At 56.7% G+C, this 14,867-nt stretch carries 16 protein-coding genes and 1 tRNA gene; 11 read left to right on the plus strand and 6 right to left on the minus strand.

Going from position 1 to position 14,867, the window contains the following annotated elements:
- Positions 1-948: a PA2778 family cysteine peptidase gene (locus tag AAGW23_RS06775; protein ID WP_342405685.1), complete on the minus strand. Its 948-nt coding sequence runs from the start codon at positions 946-948 to the stop codon at positions 1-3.
- Positions 948-1,349, minus strand: a complete 402-nt coding sequence (locus tag AAGW23_RS06780; protein ID WP_342405686.1) for a PA2779 family protein — start codon at positions 1,347-1,349, stop codon at positions 948-950. Before AAGW23_RS06780 ends, AAGW23_RS06775 begins: the two co-directional genes overlap by 1 nt.
- A 166-nt stretch (positions 1,350-1,515) precedes the next feature.
- Between AAGW23_RS06780 and AAGW23_RS06785 the strand changes: the two genes are divergently transcribed.
- Entirely contained in the window at positions 1,516-1,818 is a 303-nt protein-coding gene (locus AAGW23_RS06785; protein WP_342405687.1) for an I78 family peptidase inhibitor, read from the plus strand.
- Positions 1,819-1,928: 110 nt separating this feature from the next.
- On the opposite strand, the gene AAGW23_RS06790 is transcribed toward AAGW23_RS06785, so the two are convergent.
- Positions 1,929-2,957 carry an acyltransferase gene (locus AAGW23_RS06790; protein WP_342405688.1) on the minus strand — a complete coding sequence of 343 codons (1,029 nt, stop codon included), beginning with the start codon at positions 2,955-2,957 and terminating at the stop codon, positions 1,929-1,931.
- Between the two features lie 407 nt (positions 2,958-3,364).
- Between AAGW23_RS06790 and mobA the strand changes: the two genes are divergently transcribed.
- The 3 genes from mobA (at position 3,365) to AAGW23_RS06805 (ending at position 4,411) form a co-directional block, all read left to right on the plus strand.
- Positions 3,365-3,967 carry a molybdenum cofactor guanylyltransferase MobA gene (gene mobA, locus AAGW23_RS06795; protein ID WP_342405689.1) on the plus strand — a complete coding sequence of 201 codons (603 nt, stop codon included), beginning with the start codon at positions 3,365-3,367 and terminating at the stop codon, positions 3,965-3,967.
- Between the two features lie 45 nt (positions 3,968-4,012).
- Complete coding sequence (locus tag AAGW23_RS06800) at positions 4,013-4,234, plus strand: YgdI/YgdR family lipoprotein (RefSeq protein ID WP_342405690.1); 222 nt, start codon at positions 4,013-4,015, stop codon at positions 4,232-4,234.
- 100 nt (positions 4,235-4,334) lie between these two features.
- Positions 4,335-4,411, plus strand: a tRNA-Pro gene (locus AAGW23_RS06805).
- 172 nt (positions 4,412-4,583) lie between these two features.
- Here the strand turns inward: AAGW23_RS06805 and AAGW23_RS06810 are convergent.
- On the minus strand, positions 4,584-4,826 hold the full coding sequence (locus AAGW23_RS06810; RefSeq protein ID WP_102836248.1) for a glutaredoxin family protein: 243 nt from the start codon (positions 4,824-4,826) through the stop codon (positions 4,584-4,586).
- A gap of 406 nt (positions 4,827-5,232) precedes the next feature.
- Between AAGW23_RS06810 and AAGW23_RS06815 the strand changes: the two genes are divergently transcribed.
- From AAGW23_RS06815 to AAGW23_RS06840, 6 genes are all read left to right on the plus strand, one after another.
- Entirely contained in the window at positions 5,233-6,477 is a 1,245-nt protein-coding gene (locus tag AAGW23_RS06815) for an OprD family porin (protein ID WP_342405691.1), read from the plus strand.
- Between the two features lie 219 nt (positions 6,478-6,696).
- Positions 6,697-7,101, plus strand: coding sequence for a DUF883 family protein (locus AAGW23_RS06820; protein ID WP_342405692.1), 405 nt, complete (start codon positions 6,697-6,699; stop codon positions 7,099-7,101).
- A 20-nt stretch (positions 7,102-7,121) separates the two neighbouring features.
- On the plus strand, positions 7,122-7,502 hold the full coding sequence (locus AAGW23_RS06825; RefSeq protein WP_148926190.1) for a phage holin family protein: 381 nt from the start codon (positions 7,122-7,124) through the stop codon (positions 7,500-7,502).
- The gene (locus tag AAGW23_RS06830) at positions 7,499-7,801 is read left to right on the plus strand and encodes a hypothetical protein (protein ID WP_342405693.1); all 303 of its coding nucleotides are present in this window, start codon (positions 7,499-7,501) and stop codon (positions 7,799-7,801) included. Before AAGW23_RS06825 ends, AAGW23_RS06830 begins: the two co-directional genes overlap by 4 nt.
- A 192-nt stretch (positions 7,802-7,993) precedes the next feature.
- Entirely contained in the window at positions 7,994-9,325 is a 1,332-nt protein-coding gene (locus AAGW23_RS06835; RefSeq protein WP_342405694.1) for a deoxyguanosinetriphosphate triphosphohydrolase, read from the plus strand.
- A 5-nt stretch (positions 9,326-9,330) separates the two neighbouring features.
- Complete coding sequence (locus AAGW23_RS06840) at positions 9,331-10,425, plus strand: FUSC family protein (RefSeq protein ID WP_342405695.1); 1,095 nt, start codon at positions 9,331-9,333, stop codon at positions 10,423-10,425.
- Here AAGW23_RS06840 and AAGW23_RS06845 read toward each other — a convergent pair.
- Complete coding sequence (locus AAGW23_RS06845; protein ID WP_342405696.1) at positions 10,415-10,759, minus strand: YggL family protein; 345 nt, start codon at positions 10,757-10,759, stop codon at positions 10,415-10,417. The genes AAGW23_RS06840 and AAGW23_RS06845 overlap by 11 nt on opposite strands.
- A gap of 333 nt (positions 10,760-11,092) precedes the next feature.
- Here AAGW23_RS06845 and dacB point away from each other — a divergent pair, with 333 nt between their 5' ends.
- Positions 11,093-12,502: a D-alanyl-D-alanine carboxypeptidase/D-alanyl-D-alanine endopeptidase gene (gene dacB / locus AAGW23_RS06850; RefSeq protein ID WP_342405953.1), complete on the plus strand. Its 1,410-nt coding sequence runs from the start codon at positions 11,093-11,095 to the stop codon at positions 12,500-12,502.
- 133 nt (positions 12,503-12,635) lie between these two features.
- On the opposite strand, the gene rlmKL is transcribed toward dacB, so the two are convergent.
- The gene (gene rlmKL / locus AAGW23_RS06855; protein WP_342405697.1) at positions 12,636-14,816 is read right to left on the minus strand and encodes a bifunctional 23S rRNA (guanine(2069)-N(7))-methyltransferase RlmK/23S rRNA (guanine(2445)-N(2))-methyltransferase RlmL; all 2,181 of its coding nucleotides are present in this window, start codon (positions 14,814-14,816) and stop codon (positions 12,636-12,638) included.
- Between the last annotated feature and the right edge of the window lie 51 nt (positions 14,817-14,867).

Consider the following 14,867-nt stretch of genomic DNA (forward strand, 5'->3'; position numbering starts at 1 on the left):
TCACTGCGCCGGACATGCTGGCGGCGCTTCACAAGCGCCGCGCTTTTGGGGCCCTGAGGGCAACGCCACCCGGAATCGTGCATCCTTCGGCGCCAACAGAACCGCACAAGCGCGGGCTGTAGATGCATGCATAGGGCATCCACGCTCCGCCAATATATGCGAAAGATTAAACCAGCTAGGCGCGAATGAATTGTCCAGCTGCACACTGGTTCGCAGGGCTTGCTCCGCTGCGCCCTCCTCGCCTGCCGCGTACCGAGCGTTCGCCAGTACGAACCAAGACAAGCCCGTGGACCACCGTTGCGCAGCCGTTTCATAAGCATCCCGAGCGGCACCAACGTGGCCCGTCTGCTCAAGGTCATTTGCAGCCTTTAACCAGACCGTTTCCTGAGCAGTACGTGGCAGTTGATCAGGCGCGACGGTCACCACGGCCCATCGATTGCCCTTACCCCAGCTTCTCTCGAACAGGCTAAAACTTCCGGTCCAGCGCCGTGTAGTCCCAGAGCGCAGCACGATGGTCTGCGCAGCTAGGTCATACCCCACCACAACCGCAAAGTGCCATTGAGGCCAGCGATCAAAAGCAAGATTCTGCAAAACCAGAACGGGGTTTCCCGCCGCCACTTCAGTCAGCACCGCTTCCAGTCGTCGCTCCAATGGGTAGACCAGCAACTCGTGAGATCTAGCAGCCGCAACCATCTCGACCTGCAGACTGCCTTTGCGCTGCGGAAGATAAACCCGCTCCACAAGCTCTTCCGGCTCAATAGCGACGCCACGCTGGGTAAGCATAGTAGCGAGCGCTGCCGGCCCGCATTGATAGTCCTCCTGCGGGAAGAATGGCACTTCATCCAGCTCAACCCGGTCGGGAAGTCCTGAAGTTCCAACCGGGACGATTGGCGTTCGCGCGCACGCCCCGAGAAGGATTACCGCACACAGCAGTATCAATCGCGCCATTAACGATTGATACAGTTGACGAAGTTGAAGATGTTGGTGGCGCAAAGCAGATCGGTCACTATGAAGATGACGAGAAACAGCACGATGATCCCAACGACTCCAGCACCGGCAGGCGCTTGATCCAACTGCTGATTGAATTGCGCAAGTTCTGCTGGTGTCAGGCTGTTGATGCGCTGCTCGACCTGCTCTTGCTTAACGCCCATCGACACCAATTTCTTCTGGACGTCTTCATTCTCAAGCATTGTCAGCAATTGCTGGCGATCCACCTGCTGCTGTTGCTCAGCGATTACTTCCGGGCTACCGATCATCGCCGCCTGGGCCAGTGGTATCTGTGCGAACAGCATGAAATGCATCGCTGCCAAAAGAGTGGCTACACGCTTCATCACGGAGGAATTAAACATGGCGGAGTTCCTTTTTTATTTGGCGGCCCAGTGCGGTGCGCAATGTGCCCTCAACGGTAAGACGGGGCAGCTGTTCCGCCAGTTCCCTTGTTCGCTATGGTTTAGCCATCAGCGGACCCAACATGCCACCCCAGATCGATTTCAACGATACAGAAGGAGAACGCGTATGAACCTCGTCCGGCCTGCCGCGTTGATAGCATGCAGCAGCATTTTGATTGGCTGTCAGCCATCGCCCATCACACCGCTGGCAACTGGAGGCAGCGCGAGCCAATGCGACGCTTCTTTAGCTCAGACATTTGTTGGGGAGCAGGCAAGCCCGGAGCTACTCGATCAGGCGCGTCGAAAAAGCAGAGCCGCGACGGCTCGTATTGTACGACCCGGAGAAGTAGTTACGCTGGAATACAACGCGCAACGGTTAACGCTGACGACAGACGAATCACTGAAAATTCAACGAATCAGCTGTGGTTGAGCAAAACCACCTTTCTCAGCTAAGACCCGCTGAAGCCGTTCGGATTCGTGCATAAAAACGATACGGGCGGCAGCAGGCAGACCAGCCGTCATGCCTGCCGATCGCCGCGCTCAATGCGCCATTGCCCTCGTCCGCAAGCGGGTTGCGGAAAACGATTTCGGTGGGGCTAACAGGAAGTACAGGTCGTACTTCTTGATGATCATCTGAGCCAGCAACGGGGCTGCAAGCCCGACCAACGTTCCGACAATCAAGTGTACAGCGATGGAATCAATACCCATGAAGCTTCCGAGGATAACCCTAACGCCGCTTCCCGCGAGAATATGCATCAGGTAAATGGTCATTGATGAGGCGCCGATAAATAGCAGCCAGGCCATGCGAAGCCGACCGAGCCACATTGATAGAGCTACCACAAAAAGGATGGAAACAGTCGCGAGCGAGAGCACGGGCCATCCTCCCACCTCCCAGCTCAAGCCGAACGTCACGTGAAACAGGTATTGCCCGGCGACAAACGAGGCGCCGAGCAACAAGGTGAGCGGGACATGTCGGGCGAGAAAGTACGCCTTGATCTCGTTAAACCAGATACCGAGCGCAAAAAACACGGCATTACCAAAGATAAATTTGCCGACACTGCCGACAGTCAGATCAGTACTGAGCACGTAAAGCACACCAAAAACCAGCAAAAGCGGTAAAAAGTAGCGACGGCTAGCCTTGGCATAGACAAAAGAACAGACAACGAAAACCAAAAACAGCGCGTACAGAAACCAGAACTGCGCCCGTGGTGACCAAAGCAATGAAAATACCTGCCCTAACGTGACATCACCGTTTGTGTAATTCGACAACACCACCTCTATCAGCCCCTGCAGAAGTGACCACACGATAAAGGGGTAGATGATGGTGTCTACTTTGTTGATGATCAGACCGGCTTTACCGCGTTTTACAAGCGAGTCGTAAAAAAACAACCCCGACAGAAAGAAGAACAGGGGCATGTGGAAGCTGTAGATGACACTGTCGACTAGCAGGTACTCGTCCTGATCCATCGGCAATCCGGCATTGAAGACCCCACGCGCAACATGCCCGTAGACGACAAGAATGATCCCGATGGCTTTGGCATAATCAACCCAGGCGTTTCTCTCCTGCATCATATTTCTCCTTGGTTATGGGCAAGATCAGACACATCACAGCCAGATTCACGAAGACGGGGAAAATAGACAGTGAAAAGATCGATCAGTTTGTCCATCGCGTCGAGCAGGCCACATTAGCCGACGTAATGCACCAGCTGGCGTAGCTCTGACTGGTAGCCAATGGATCAAAAACAAACCTATTGGGCTCCCTGTACGGCATCACCTGAAGAGATTGACTGCAGACGCGCTCCACTGAATTTCATGCCTTGACTGCTCCCGCAAGAGGCCTGAAACCATACACTCCCCGCTCGTTGGCTAATCAATAAAACAAACGGCGCAGGACAGACAAGAAAGTAATTCGACCGGGCTTCCAATGGGTCGACAGAGCGTTCGGGTCTACAGACCGGCTTATAGAGGAGTATTTGATGGCGCAGAGCTGGCTGGCGAATTGTTCAATCCTGCTACTGGCGGGCGGGCGCGGACAACGCATGGGCGGACGAGATAAGGGACTCGTGGAGTGGCATGGCAAGCCGCTTGTAGCATGGCCGCAGCGCATCGCCCGCCCCCTTACGGATGACCTCCTGATCTCGTGCAATCGCAACCAGTCACGTTACGCAGCACTTGCCGACCGACTGGTTGGTGACGACGTCGCGGATTTTCAGGGGCCACTTGCAGGTATACGAGCGGGCCTCGCAGCAGCCAGGCATCCGTGGCTCATGGTTCTGCCCTGCGACGCCCCCCTGGTCGACGAAGCACTGCTTAGACAACTGTACGCTAAGGCAAAGCTTGAGCCTGAGACGCCACTGATGGCGCGACGAGGCGCCCAATGGGAGCCACTGTTCTGCATCATACCGGTCAGCCTCGCCCCCGCCATTGAGCACGCTTGGCAGAAGGGAGAGCGAAGTAACCTGAAGATCTTGCTGACATTGCAAGCGCGAGCACTTGATCTAGGTATAGACGATTCGCGCCTGGCCAATATGAATTCGCCGGAGCTGCTATTGACGCAGACACCTTCGGCGGGAACTTAGCCCCGTCGGCCGCCGTCACAGACGCAACTACAGAGGAGAATTATTATGCGCGCAATGACCGGCCCCGCACTGGCAGTTCTGGTAGGGATGGCACTCCTTACCGGCTGCTCAAGCCCCAGCGTCATCACGCTCAACGACGGCCGCGAAATTCAAACACTGGACCAGCCTGAATATGATGACGAGGCAGGATTCTACGAGTTTGAAGGAATCGACGGAAAACCGGGCCGAGTAAACAAGGACCAGGTTCGCACCGTACAAGAGCTCTAGCCCATTGTTTCCTCCAAGCTAAGCTCGTGTTTGGCCTCAGAAAAGGCCTTCGCTAAACGCTTGTGAAACAAAACTTTTTCTGTAAAATGCCAGCCACCTTCGGAGCGTAGCGCAGCTTGGTAGCGCGTCTCGTTCGGGACGAGAAGGTCGCTGGTTCGAATCCAGTCGCTCCGACCAAATCCCGCAAAGGCTTATCAAGCCTTAAAAAAACCGGCCCATAAGCCGGTTTTTTGATTTATAGGTTTAGACTGAGTTTTGGAAAGCGAATCTAAATCGCCTGGCTAACATGTCCCCGCACTACCAACGCTCACTCCAGGTTTTGAGCTCAAGTTAGCGGACAGCTTATATCTTAGCGCCGCAAGAACCAGACGACCTGCTCTACCTCGAACGGCCAATCCAGTTCGGCGCCTGTGTCGACACGACGGAGCACCGGTATCCGAAGGCCATAATCGTCTACCCAGTCCGAGCGCTCCGCAATATCTAGAAGCTCTACCAGCAACCCATTCTCCACGAGCGGCAGTACTACCGCCTCGGCCTGCTCACATAAGTGGCAGCCCAACGTTCCGAACAATTGGCATTCCGGCAAATGCATAGTCAAGCGCTCAACCTATATGGCATGCCAATTCTAGCAGGCCGATCACGGTGCGGCAGCAGCCCGTAAAATATCCAGTTCTTTCGGACTACACCGAATAAAAAATGTGACCTTGAGCCCACTCAAACAAGGGTTTGATTTTGCGAATCGACGCGCCGTTGGCAAACGGCTAGGATGCTGCAGCCCAAGCGACCAAAGAGTCACAGGGCTGGAGGCTGAGGCACGTAACGGAGGTGGCGCTTAGGCCACGTCAAGTTGGTCGAAAACAACTTCCCGAATAGTCAACCAAGGCCCCGCGGTTATGCCTCAAAGACTAAGGTCTAAGGGCTCAAATACTGAGGTAGTGTTTTATTACACGGCGCCAAAGAGCGACTTCAGAGCATCATCCAACGAGGAGAAATAAGAAATGCTCAAGACCCCAATCGCCCGGGGCGTGGCCCTTGCCACTCTGGGAGCAACACTGGCTATTCCAACTATGGCTCAAGCGGCCTTCGTTGAAGACGCCAAAGCTGGTTTGGAACTGCGAAATTTCTATATGAATTCGGACAATCGTTCCGTTCCTTCGTCGTCTCAATCTAAGAGCGAAGAATGGGCGCAAGGTTTTCTGCTCAGAGCAGAGTCTGGTTACACAGAAGGTACGGTCGGTTTCGGCGTAGATGCACTAGGCCTCCTGGGTGTGAAGTTGGATTCTGGGCGCGGGCGTACTGGGACGGGTCTACTGCCTACGGACAACGACGGTTCCGCCCCAGATGAATATTCTGAACTTGGCCTAACAGCTAAGGCGAAGATCTCGAACTCGATACTGAAAGTAGGCACACTCGAGCCGAAGAACATGGCAGTTGCAAGAAGCGACTCTCGCTTGCTGCCACAAACTTTCAAGGGCGGACAGCTAGTCTCTAACGAGATCAAAGGGCTGACGCTTGACCTTGGTTATCTGACCGAAGTCAACGAGCGCAACGACTCCCATTACGATGACCTGAAAGCGCAGCTGAGGGGCGGCACAACTGCCAATGAAATTGACAATTTCATTTTTGCAGGCGCTAGCTACAAGCTTCTGGATAACCTGACCGGCAGCTACTACTACAGCAACCTGGAAGAGGCTTACAAACAGCACTCATTCAACGTTGTGCACGTGCAGCCGCTTGGAGAGGGCCAGTCGCTGAAGACTGATCTTCGTTACGCGCACTCGAGCGATGACGGCTCCTCAACCGTTGACAACAAAGCGCTCGGCGGAATGGTAACTTACTCCGTGAGCGGCCACAGCTTCGGCCTTGCCTATCAGGAAATGAGAGGCGACACGGGTTTCGCCTATCTTGACGGGACCGACCCGTTCCTCGTCAACTACGTCATGATCGCTGCCGATTTCGCGAAAGCTGATGAAGAATCTTGGCAGGCGCGTTATGACTACAACTTCGCTGCGATTGGCATTCCCGGCCTGACCTTTATGACCCGCTATGTAACTGGCGACGACTTCGGTGCAGGTGGCAACGGTAAAGAATGGGAGCGAGACACAGATATCGCTTATGTCTTCCAGGACGGCGCCTTGAAGAACTTAGGCGTGAAATGGCGCAACGGTACTTATCGCAGCAATAGCACTCGCGATATCGACCAGAACCGCCTGATCGTGAGCTACACCATCCCGCTGATGTGATAGCGAATGCTGCAGCAAACTGAGTAGAAAAAGGAAAACCCGCTGACGCGGGTTTTCCTTTTTCCGGAGTCTGATCATGCTGAGGAGGCGATATGACCGCTAGCGCAGCGTGAGTGCTTCAATCTCATTCAAACGAAACGGGAACCTTGCACCAACTGCACGCTCGAAACCCTAAGCGCCGGGACCTATCGTTCCTGCGAGTCTCAAGAGGAACTGCAGATGTCTACCGAATCGACTTTTGGCACCAGCGACAACACGCCCATCCCTGATGGGCCAGCTGGAACCGACACCTCGTCTCTAATCAATAAGTCAGCCCACCGCCGCAACCTGCAGGCGGCTCAGAATGCACTCATTGAAGAATTCCACACCCTTATCGGTGATACCGAGCGCCTGTTGAAACACACTCAGGATACGGCAGGCACTCAGACCGAAGAGCTCCGTGGCAAGATCAACGCTAACCTCAGTCGCGCCCGTCAAATGCTCAAGGATCAGGAAGGCAACCTGAAAGAACAGGGCCAGGCGGCTATCCAGTGCACCGAGGAGTATGTGCATACTCACCCGTGGCAATCGATCGGGATCGCAGCGGGAGTTGGCTTTCTCTTCGGCCTGATCACCCGCCGTTAATAATGTGGGGAACGGATCCAATGGAAACCAGACACGCTGACGACGCCCCGACGCCGTCCATCAAGAAGATGGGCAGCGCGCTTGCTGGCCTCGTACAAGGGCATCTGGAGCTCATCGGAATTGAGATTCAGGAAGAGCGAGCCCGGGTTTTCAAGCTGTTCCTTCTTGCCAGTATCAGCTTGATCCTCGGGCTGCTGATTCTTGTTGGGCTATCAGCTGCCATCGTGATCGCCTTCTGGGACAGCAACCCTATCGCCGCAATTCTGGTTCTCTGTGCTATCTACGCCGTTGTGCTGGCCGTTTGTATCAGCCGCGCCGTGCGCATCGTCAAAGAAAGCGTCTCGCCTTTCCAGGCGACGGTCGAAGAACTGGCCCGCAACCGGGAGCGTTTACTGCCATGAGCCTACCGCTAAGTAGCTCCGGCGATTTAGCTATGCGCAAGGACCTTGTTCGCTTGCGCATGGAAATGAACCGCCAACAAGTTTTGTATCATTCACAGCCTTTGGTTCACCCCTTCCAGCGAATCAAGGGAATGATCGGGAGCCGTAGCACTAACTCAGAGCACCATAACGGGAAGGGTCCGCTGATGATTGCAGCAACTGTCGGGCTTACCCTGTTTGGCCGTCGACTGGGCAAGGTCGGCAAACTGGCCAGGGTGGGCATGATGCTATACCCCCTCATCCGACGGCTGCGACACTAGCGGCGCCAACCTGTTTAGCAGGGGAAGCGCAGCTGATCCACATAGCAGCAAATGCGGATGGTCTCGCGACCAGCAACTCTGTAGGCTGACAGCCAGTTACCGATTGGTCACTGGGCGGTTTGGTTGCGTGCATCGAGGAAGCTGCTGCACTGGCAAAGCGCCTCCACCTGGCGACATCAAGGAGATTGCTCTTTGGACTGGCACACGCTGCTGAATCGAGAGCGGCTCGGAAAATCCGTACACAGCAATGAAGAGCTTGGTCGAAGTCCGTTTCATAAGGACCACGACAGAATCATCTTCTCTGGAGCGTTCCGGCGGCTTGGACGCAAGACTCAAGTGCATCCAGTCTCAAGCAACGATCACATTCATACGCGCCTGACCCACTCGCTGGAAGTCAGCTGCGTTGGCCGCTCGCTTGGCATGCGTGTAGGTGAAGTGCTCCGGGATGATATGCCAGAGTGGTGCAGTCCGGCAGACCTTGGCATGGTCATCCAGTCCGCGTGCTTGGCGCACGACATTGGCAATCCACCATTTGGACACTCTGGAGAAGATGCAATACGGCACTGGTTTCAACAGGCGGCGGCGCGTGGCTGGCTGGACGATATGAGCGACGCCGAACGCACCGATTTTCTCAATTTCGAAGGCAATGCCCAAGGCTTCAGGGTACTTACACAGCTCGAATATCACCAGTTCGATGGCGGAACGCGCCTCACCTACGCGACGCTAGGCACTTATCTCAAGTACCCCTGGACATCACGCCATGCAGAAGCGCTTGGCTATAAGAAACATAAGTTTGGTTGCTACCAGAACGAACTGCCGCTGCTGGAGCAGATAGCAGCCAAACTTGGCCTCCCAAAGCTGGACGAACAACGCTGGGCGCGTCACCCTCTTGTGTATCTGATGGAGGCTGCGGACGACATCTGTTACGGGCTCATCGACCTCGAAGATGGGCTTGAAATGGACCTTCTGGAGTATGCCGAGGTGGAAGCCCTACTGCTGAATCTGGTGGGAGATGACGTACCTGAAACATACAGGCAGCTCGGTCCCGAAGGCTCACGTCGGCGCAAGCTGGCTATCCTCAGAGGCAAGGCCATCGAACACCTGACTAACGCTGCTGCAGAAGCCTTCGTCGAGCAACAGCAAGCGCTGCTGACAGGATACCTCACCGGGGATCTGGTTGAGCATATGCATGGGCCAGCCAAACAATGCGTTCTGCAGGCCAAGGCGCTGGCCAGGGAAAAGATATTCCAAGACAAGCGCAAAACGCTGCATGAGATTGGCGCCTACACCACACTTGAGATCCTGCTTAACGCTTTCTGCGGTGCAGCGCTCGAGCAACATGGCGGTCGAACGCCGTCGTTCAAGAATCGCCGCATCCTGGATCTGCTTGGCAACAACGCGCCAGACCCCCATTGGCCGCTGTATCAGGCGTTTGTTCGCATGATCGATTTCATCGCAGGCATGACCGACAGCTATGCGACCGAGATGGCCAGCGAAATGACCGGACGCTCGAGCCCGACGTGAGCCTGATGAAGAGGTCGCCATGGAAGTTTATCGGTTGGCAACCAGGCCGCCCCGCCTGGGGCGCTGCCGCCGTCGCAGGCCTGGGCTGTGCGCTCCCCCTGCTGCTCGGTTTATTTAGCGGGCATCCGGGTTTTCTTTGGGCGACGGTTGGCGCGTTCCAGGCAGCCAAAGCGAACCCGCTCCACCGCCTTGGCATGCTGCGAATGCTACTGCTGATCGGGCTTGGCGCCGGGAGCGCTGGGCTCGGCTTTTGGGCAGCCACCCACCCACTTGTCAGCCTCGGTCTGTTTGCCTTTTACGGCTTGCTGCTAGCGTGGCTGCAGCGATATGGCAGCGAGGCCGGCAAGCTCGGCATAGGCCTGGCAATCTGCTTATGCCTGGGCCAAGGTCAGCATGGCATTGGAGACTTCAACAATCCTCAGGCCATTGCGGCGCTGTTCGCCTTGGGAGGCCTTTGGGTCACCCTCCTGGCGTTCGGTCTCCGAGGCATGCATGGCCTGCGCATGTGGCCTTACATGCCACGACTGTTGAGCCTGTTGAAAGTGTTACGTCGCCGTGCGCGGCGCACGCCTATTCGCCAATGGCGGCTGCACGCGATTACTTACATTCTGGCTGCGGCGACTGGCGGCCTGATCGTGACTCTGGCAGATCTACCGCGCGGCTACTGGCTGACACTAGCGGTGTTCACTACGCTGCAGATGGACCTGCAACGCAGCCTCATTCGTGCTCTACAGGCCGGCATTGGGATCTTTTGTGCAGCAGCAATACTGATTTACATGGGCCACAGCCTGGCCGACCCGCCCATGATGGTGATGATCATGTTGCCGCTGGTAATGCTCAGCAGGGCATTCCAGGCACATCACTATGGATTGTTTGTCCTGCAGACAACCTTGAGTTTTCTTCTGCTGGCCGAAACGTTGGCGCAAGATTGGGAATTGCCACAGCTGCGCCTGATTAACGCCGCCCTAGGGGTCGGTGTGGCGCTGTCTGTTACCTTACTGATGTATCTACTGCGTCGGCTGGTCACCCGGATTGCATTGCGCAGATCCAGGCAAACAACCGTAACCGATCAGGGCAAGGATGACTCGATCATGCCTTAGCGTTGATCTCGTTTTCCGGGTACCAAACGTCCATCAACGGGCTTACGTTGAATTCTGACAGTTCGTTGCGGCTCTTGAGCCAGGCCTCGACCTGACCGCGCTGCTCTTCGTTGACCGAGCCGCGGCTCGCGAGGCAGACGAAACCGTAATCTTCGCCACCAACATAGCCCAAACCATTGGTTTCGATGGCTTCGTTCAGGAAAGCTTCAAGAAACGCATCAATTGCCTTGGCCTCAAGGCCGTCACGGTAGGTCAGACTGACCTCGAAACCCAATTCCTGAAATTCGTCGACACACAGTTTTTTGCGCAAACGACGCGAGCGATTGGTAGCCATTGATTCGGTCCTTAGATAACGATGATGACGGCGCGCACTCTAACAGCATCGGGAGGCTTGTGCGATTGCAGGGCAGGCCTGATGGCCGACTCTCCGGAACGGTGATCACTTGCTTATCTTTGTTTGCAGGGAGACGAGCCAGACGTCTACGCTTGTCGGATGAGAAGCATGTCACTTCTCGGACGTGGGCATAATAGCCCGCCCTCTTTTCCCTGAACGCTGTAGGGAACCGCTATGTCATTGATTTCGAGCCTGTCCGCACCAGCCAACCGGAGCCGCGCGACCCGTCAGTTGCGGTCCCGCCTCGCCGCTGCCGCGCTGACGCTGCCACTAATGATTCCGGCCTTCGCCGAAACGGTCAATCAGACCTTACCAACCCGCGTGGTACAGGCGCTCAAGACAAACAAGATCGAAACCAGCGCCCTTTCCGTGGTCATGCTCCCACTCAACGGCACCGGATCGCCCACCTTTGTTAATGCGGATGTCTCAGTTAACCCCGCTTCGACCATGAAGCTGGTCACGACGTACGCCGCGCTGGAACTGCTCGGGCCCAACCATCAGTGGAAAACAGAGTTCTATGCTGACGGGCCGATTGAGAACGGCACGCTGAACGGCAACCTTTACCTCAAGGGCGGCGGTGATCCGAAGCTCAACATGGAGAAGCTCTGGTTGTTGCTGCGGGACCTGCGGGCCAATGGCGTTGAAACCGTTACGGGTGACCTTGTCCTCGACCGCAGCCATTTCGTGCAACCCACGCTGCCGGTATTCGACGACGACGGCAACGACAAGAACAAGCCTTTCCTGGTCGGGCCGGATGCATTGTTGGTCAACCTCAAGGCACTTCGTTTCATTGCCCGCAACGATGGCGGGAATGTGAAGGTTCTGGTTGAACCGCCAATCGCCACCGTGGAGATCGACAACCGCATCCAGGCGCTACCCAAAGCAAAATGCCCGGGATGGCCTGACATCCGTTACAACCCGATCGAAAACGGTAAAGGGGTGACCGTGGTGGTCACGGGCAAGCTCCCTGCTGGATGCAGCGGACAAACCTATCTTTCAGTATTGGACCATCAGCGCTACGCAGCCGGTGCCGTTCGCGCGATCTGGAAAGAGCTTGGCGGCACCATTCTCGGTGAGGATCGAGTAGCACCGGTGGCCGCTGACGCCAAGATGATCGCGCGAGCTTATTCGCCAGATCTGGTGGAGATCATTCGCGACATCAACAAGTACAGCAACAACACCATGGCACGACAGTTGTTCCTGAGCTTGGGTGCTGAGTTCCGTAACGAAGCGGATGCAGATGACTCCATGGCCGCGCAGCGTGTGATACGCCAATGGCTGGCAAAAAAGGGGTTGATTTCGCCGCATCTGGTCATCGAGAACGGATCTGGCTTGTCGCGGGCCGAACGCGTCAGCGCGCGAGAGTTGGCCAGCTTGCTACAAGCTGCATGGAAAAGCCCATACGCCGCCGAGTTCATTTCATCGATGCCCTTGGCAGCGGTGGACGGCACCATGCGCAAGCGGCTTCGTAATACAGGGGTTGCCGGCAAGGCGCACGTCAAGACCGGAACGCTGAACACGGTGCGTGCGATCGCTGGGTATAGCCGCGACAACGACGGCAATACCTGGGCTGTCGTCGCGATACTCAACCATCCTCGTCCGTGGGGCGCTTCCTCGGTGCTGGACCAGGTGTTGGTCAGTCTCTATAACCGTCCCGGCAACGAAAACACCGCGCAACGCTAGTCCATTTAGTGCCGCCGTCGCGACACCACGCCGGCACTGAATTGAAACAGCAACGCTGGATCACTGGCGCAGCGAATCAGCTGCGTGATGGCGATGCCGGTGGATACCGAAACGCGGCACCTTTCCTAACAGATCAGCGCGCTTGGAGTTTCCAGGCGCGGTGAATCTTGCTGTTGCGGCGGAAATCTTCATCCAGAGTGGCGCCGGTAATTTCCTCCACGGCGTAGCGCTCGGCAACGCCCGGATCGAGGACGAATTTGCGAAAGTTGTTGGAAAAATACAGCGTGCCGCCAGCGGCGAGTCTTGCCATCGCCAGGTCGAGCAAGGCGACATGATCACGCTGGACATCGAACACCCCTTCCATGCGCTTCGAGTTGGAGAATGTTGGCGGGTCGATAAAAATGAGATCGTATTCGCCACGGTCCTCCTCCAACCACGCCATGACATCGGCCTGCTCCAAACGCTGTCGATCCGACAGGCCATTGAGCGCCAGATTGCGCCGCGCCCAATCCAGATAGGTTTTTGAAAGGTCGACACTCGTCGTGCTGCGAGCGCCGCCCTTGGCCGCGTGTACCGTCGCGGTTGCGGTGTAGCAATACAGGTTCAAGAAGCGCTTGCCTGCCGCTTCGCGCGCAATGCGCTGGCGCATCGGCCGGTGATCGAGAAACAACCCGGTATCGAGGTAATCGGTGAGATTCACCAACAACTTGACGTCACCCTCTGTGACCTCAACAAAAGCGCCTTGAGTGGCTTGGCGCTCGTACTGCCGTGTGCCGCTCTGGCGCTCACGACGCTTGACCACCACCCGGTCCTGGGGAATACCCAAAGCTTGCGGGATAGCGCCTAGGGCATCGTAGAGTCGTGCTTGGGCTTTCTCGGGATCAATCGAGCGCGGTGGCGCGTATTCCTGCACATGCACCCAGTCGCCGTAGAGATCAATGGCCAAGGCATACTCAGGCATGTCTGCATCGTACAAGCGATAGCATTGAATGCCTTGCTTGCGAGCCCATTTACCGAGCAGCTTCAGATTCTTCTGCAGCCGGTTGGCGAACATCTGCCCGCCCTCACTGAGGCGCGCCAGCTCCGCTACGGGCTTCTCTTCGTTCTTGCTTTCAGCGGTGGCCGCTCGCTGACCGGTGACAAACTGATCCAGTTCGACCTTGATCAACAAGAGTTTGCAAGGCAGTGCACCGTTCCAGAAAGCGTATTGCTTGTGGCTACGGATGCCCATGCGCTTGCCCAAGTCTGGCGCCGATGTCAGCACCGCAGCTTCCCAGCCGAGACAGGCCTGACGCAGTCGCTCTCCGAGGTTTTGATACAAATAGACAAGACTCGCCTCATCGCCCAGGCGCTCGCCATACGGTGGGTTGCAGATGACCAAGCCCTTCTGATGTTGATCCGGTCTAGGCTCGAACGTCGCTACATCGCCTTGGTAAACACGGATCCAACTCGCCAGCCCAGCGCGTTCGATGTTGTTTTTTGCCGGCTGGATCAGACGCGGGTCCGCCTCGTAACCTCGAATCCACAGCGGCGGTCGAGCCATGCCCGCCTCGGCACGCGCCTGGGCTTCGGCATGTAGGCGACTCCAGAGTGCCGGCACATGGCCAAGCCAGGCACTGAACCCCCAGCGCTCACGGCGAAGATTGGGGGCGATGTCCGCCGCCATCATCGCGCCTTCGACCAGGAAGGTGCCGACACCACACATCGGATCGGTCAGAGCGCCGCCAGCAGCAGCGATGCGGGGCCAACCCGCACGGATCAGTACGGCCGCCGCAAGATTCTCCTTGAGCGGCGCCGCGCCCTGCTGAAGACGATAGCCACGCTGGTGCAAGCTATGCCCGGACAAGTCCAGCGACAACACTGCCTGCCCCCGATCAAGACGCAGATGGATGCGCAGGTCGGGGTTCAGCTTGTCGACACTGGGGCGCTCGCCGCTTGCCGTGCGGAGCCGATCAACAATGGCATCCTTGACCTTCAGAGCCCCGAAGTGAGTATTGTCGATCCCCGAACCATGGCCGCTGAACTCGACCGCCAGGCTGCCTGTTGCTGCGAGATGCTCCGCCCAGTCGACCTGATGCACTCCCTCGTAGAGGGTTTCGGCATTCACTGTGGCGAAGCGCTCGACGACCAGCAGTACTCGGTTGGCCAGCCGAGACCAGAGGCACAACCTATAGGCAACCTCCATGCTGGCAAAGCCGCGAATCGCGGCGGTCTGCTCACGCGCCTCCTCGAGCCCGAGCTCCTTGGCTTCTTCGAGCAACAGGCCCTCGAGCCCTTTTGGGCAGGTGAGGATAAGTTCGTGGCGATCAGTCATGGCATGTCCAGTCAATTTGTTCGATCCGGTTGAGCACTCTCCCAGATCTCG

The sequence above is a fragment of the Stutzerimonas chloritidismutans genome, from assembly GCF_038562055.1.
Classification (GTDB): Bacteria; Pseudomonadota; Gammaproteobacteria; order Pseudomonadales; family Pseudomonadaceae; genus Stutzerimonas; species Stutzerimonas chloritidismutans_A.